General features: G+C 46.3%; 4 protein-coding genes. All 4 read right to left on the bottom strand.

What is annotated here, in order from left to right:
• On the bottom strand, positions 1 to 1,283 hold a 1,283-nt coding region (eno, locus tag HN980_03515; protein ID MBT6928547.1), incomplete at its 3' end, for a phosphopyruvate hydratase.
• Between the two features lie 77 nt (positions 1,284 to 1,360).
• Positions 1,361 to 2,458, bottom strand: a complete 1,098-nt coding sequence (gene rsgA, locus HN980_03510) for a ribosome small subunit-dependent GTPase A (protein MBT6928546.1) — start codon at positions 2,456 to 2,458, stop codon at positions 1,361 to 1,363.
• A 6-nt stretch (positions 2,459 to 2,464) separates the two neighbouring features.
• A complete protein-coding gene (locus tag HN980_03505; GenBank protein ID MBT6928545.1) occupies positions 2,465 to 3,208 on the bottom strand; it encodes an RNA methyltransferase in 744 nt (247 codons plus the stop codon).
• Positions 3,205 to 3,742 (bottom strand): hypothetical protein (locus HN980_03500; GenBank protein ID MBT6928544.1); only part of this gene is annotated, 538 nt, incomplete at its 5' end. The genes HN980_03500 and HN980_03505, both read right to left, overlap by 4 nt.

Here is a 3,742-nt window from a genome sequence, read left to right as displayed (position 1 = left end):
CTGTCTTTATATATCGCTCTCTCGCCGAGTTCTTTTTCGATGACAAGAAGCCTGTTATATTTTGCTATACGGTCGGAGCGTGACAGCGAGCCTGTCTTTATCTGCCCTGCCGATGTCGCTACGGCGAGGTCAGCGATAATGGCATCTTCTGTCTCTCCAGATCTATGCGATATCACCGTTGTATATTCGTTAGCATGTGCCAGCCGTATTGTTTCTAGAGTCTCCGTCAGCGTTCCTATCTGGTTGAGTTTTATCAGGATAGAGTTCGCCACACCTTCGCCGATGCCGCGCTGCAGAAATTGTGGGTTCGTCACGAAGATGTCATCACCAACGATTTGTATTTTATTACCCAGCTCTTTTGTCATATGAGCCCATCCTTCCCAGTCGTTCTCATCGAGACCGTCTTCTATAGAATCTATGGGGTATTTTTCTGCTAGAACTTTGAGATGCGCCGTCATCTCTTCTGCCGAGCGCTCTTTATATTTCTCTCCGGCGGCCTTCTTCTTTTTCTCGATATATCTTCCGCTTTTTTTATCGTAGTATTCCGACGCTGCGCAGTCGAGAGCAAGAGAAATATCTTCTCCAGGACAGTATCCGGCTTTTTCTATGGCACGAAGAATCATCTCAAGGGCAGCCTCGTCGGAAGGTAACATCGGCGCGAAACCTCCTTCATCACCGACGGCAGTAACGTGCCCTTCTTCTTTAAGAATGGCTTTAAGCGCATGAAATGTCTCAGCTCCCCAGCGTAGGCCTTCAGCGAAAGTCGGCGCGCCTTTTGGACGTATCATAAACTCCTGGAAGTCGAGAGAGCTATCGGCATGGGCACCACCGTTGATGATATTCATCATAGGAACTGGAAGTTGTCGCACTTCTTCTCCACCAATATACCGATATAGTGGAACCCCCGCTGTTATCGCCCCAGCGCGTGCTATTGCCATCGAAACGCCAAGCATGGCGTTGGCACCCCACTTATTTTTATTCGGTGTCCCCTCTTCACTGATGAGAAGTCGATCTATAACTTCCTGGTCGGAGACATTCTGTCCTATTACGATTTCAGCAATAGGTCCTACGACATTAGCAACAGCTTTTTTGACGCCTTTACCATTATACCGTTTTTTGTCGCCATCGCGGAGTTCTACGGCCTCATGCTCTCCCGTCGACGCCCCCGAAGGCACAGCGGCGGTAGCCACGACACCATCTTCGGTGGTTACGGTTACCTGTATTGTGGGGTTTCCTCTAGAGTCTAGAATCTCAAGAGCTTCAACAGTTTTGATAAATGACATAGTGGTTCTCCTTAAGCAGTTATTGTTGTCGCATATTAATTTAATGCTTTAACAAACATTGTGCAAGGAAAAAAGTACTACCGTCGGTGATGTTCTTCATCGGCTTCATCGATGAGGCTTAGGTATGAATCGTAGCGCATCGACGAAAGATCGCCGTCTTCGACGGCTTTTATTACGGCGCAATCGGGCTCGGAAATATGCATACAGTCTTGGAATTTACAATGCCCTCTTATTTCTTCAATATCAGGGAAATACCCTGCTATCTCTTCACGGTGAAGCTCCCACATACCGAAGCTTTTTATTCCGGGAGTGTCGACACACCACCCTCCGCACTCTAAAGGTATCAAATGCGACTGCGTCGTCGTGTGCGAGCCTTTTCTTGTCTTGTCGACAACCTCACCGACAGTAAGGTCTAGGCCCGTTACTGCGTTTATCAGCGAAGACTTTCCCACGCCCGACTGCCCGGCGAATACTGAAGCTTTGTTTTTCATCAAAGAACGCAGGGCATCGAGACCTTCGCCTGTGACAGCACTGACAGCAACAATTGTTGCTCCTGCCTTGGAATATTCTCTCCTGAATATATCATACTGCTCGCGTTCTTCTGCGGTAGCTTCGTTAATAAGGTCTGTTTTATTGACGACAACAATAGGAAGCATATTTCCTTTTTCCGACGAGATGATATACCTGTCGACTAGCGAAGGTTTAAGGGTGGGATTAACGACAGAAATAGTGATAAGTACCTGGTCGATATTTGCAGCGATATACTGTTCTTTTGTTCTTGCGAGGTTGTCGGCGCGCGATAACACAGAACGCCTTTCCTCGATATGTCCTATTGCTCCTTCATCGCCAGTAACGTCGAAATGAACGAAGTCTCCGACGGTGATGAGCCTCTTCTGCCGCGTCTTTTCTTTCTTCAAAGCGCCACGAAGCGAGCACATATACTGTATTCCTTCGCTGTCGACAAGGATCCCCTGCGACGATATCGACAGCACCCTACCACGATGCGAATGTTTTATCTCTATGACTTCTTTGTTTTTGGCGGCTTTATCGAGGTCGGACTTCTTATATTTTGACCTGTCGGATTGTACGATGCGGTTGCGCTCCTTGCGCGCAGCCCTTCGCGCCCCGTGGAAATAATCTTCTTCAGAAATATGGTCGTTACAATCTTTTTTCATGAATTCCTATTTTTTCATTATATACATCAAAATACTTCCTGCAGCGGCGACGTTTAGCGACTCAATGTCTCCAGACATTGGTATAGATACAAGCGTTCCTGCGTCTTTTGCCTTAACCGAAGCGCCATGGGCTTCGCTTCCAAGAAGTAAAGCCGCAGAATCGCGGTTTTCTATAGAAGAAATGTCGTCGCCGGCCATGTCGGCAATGTAAAGCGGAACGTCTTTATTTTCGAGGAGCTTTTTAAGATCTTCCAATGACAGCTTTACAATAGGAATGCGGAACGTCGCTCCTTTAGCGGCACGTAAAGCCTTGTCATTATAAACATCGACGCTGTCGCCGATGATGATTACAGCATCCCATCCTAATGCTAGCGCAGTACGTATCAACGTACCCATATTCCCAGGATCGGAGATGTTTTCAAGGACGACGAAGAACCGCATATCGTCGGTTATCGGCATCGTCGTTATTACGACCTCAGCAATAATAGGTTCTGGGTTTTTTACACCCGACACCTTCTTCATTATCTCCGGCGTCACCATTATAATATTGTCACATTTTATGTTAGAAGGGATATCCCCTTCATCAAGGATAATCACTGTCTTCAGCGTTGTGTGATTTTGTGCCTCTGATACCATTTTCCTGCCAACAACTATAGCGCTATTCTCTTCTTCGCGATATGAACTATCGTCGCGCAACTTTACAAGGCGCTTGACAACGGGGTTTTGTGGGCTTGTTATCACTAAAGTCATCGTTGCGGCCATATTGGTGATTTTTGTAAAAGCTTAATAATATCATTGGCATCATCGAGCATTTCATTGACAGCAATTCTTTCTGCTTCGCGAAGGATATCGCCCATCTCTTTTCCTGGCACAATGCCGTGCTCTTGCAATATCGCTGAAGTGACAATAGGAGTTTTATTCTTTATACGCCCTATCGCCGAGGACATAAGCCGCCGTTTTCTACGATAGTCTTTAAGGAATTCCGAGCGCTCTTCTTCGTGATAATATGCTGCGAGGACTTCTAAGCACGCTTCTGTATTATCGTCTGCATAGAGTCGCACCCACGATACATTTTCGGTGTTTTCATCGTCGGAAAGATCGCGAGCATGATATAATGTCTCAACAAAAGACCTTTCCTTTTTCGACATCTTAAGAAGTTTACATTGCTCAAGGGTGTCTTCAAGAGGCTTTTGCAAGAAAAGCGTGGCGACATACAAAACTGCGGGGACTTTATCAGAAAATAATGTAAAGCCTTTTACATTTTCCTCAAGAGCTTCTTTCGTT

The organism is Waddliaceae bacterium, assembly GCA_018694295.1.
In the GTDB taxonomy this organism is placed as follows: Bacteria; Chlamydiota; Chlamydiia; order Chlamydiales; family JABHNK01; genus JABHNK01.
This window is presented reverse-complemented; position numbering and strand designations above follow the sequence as displayed.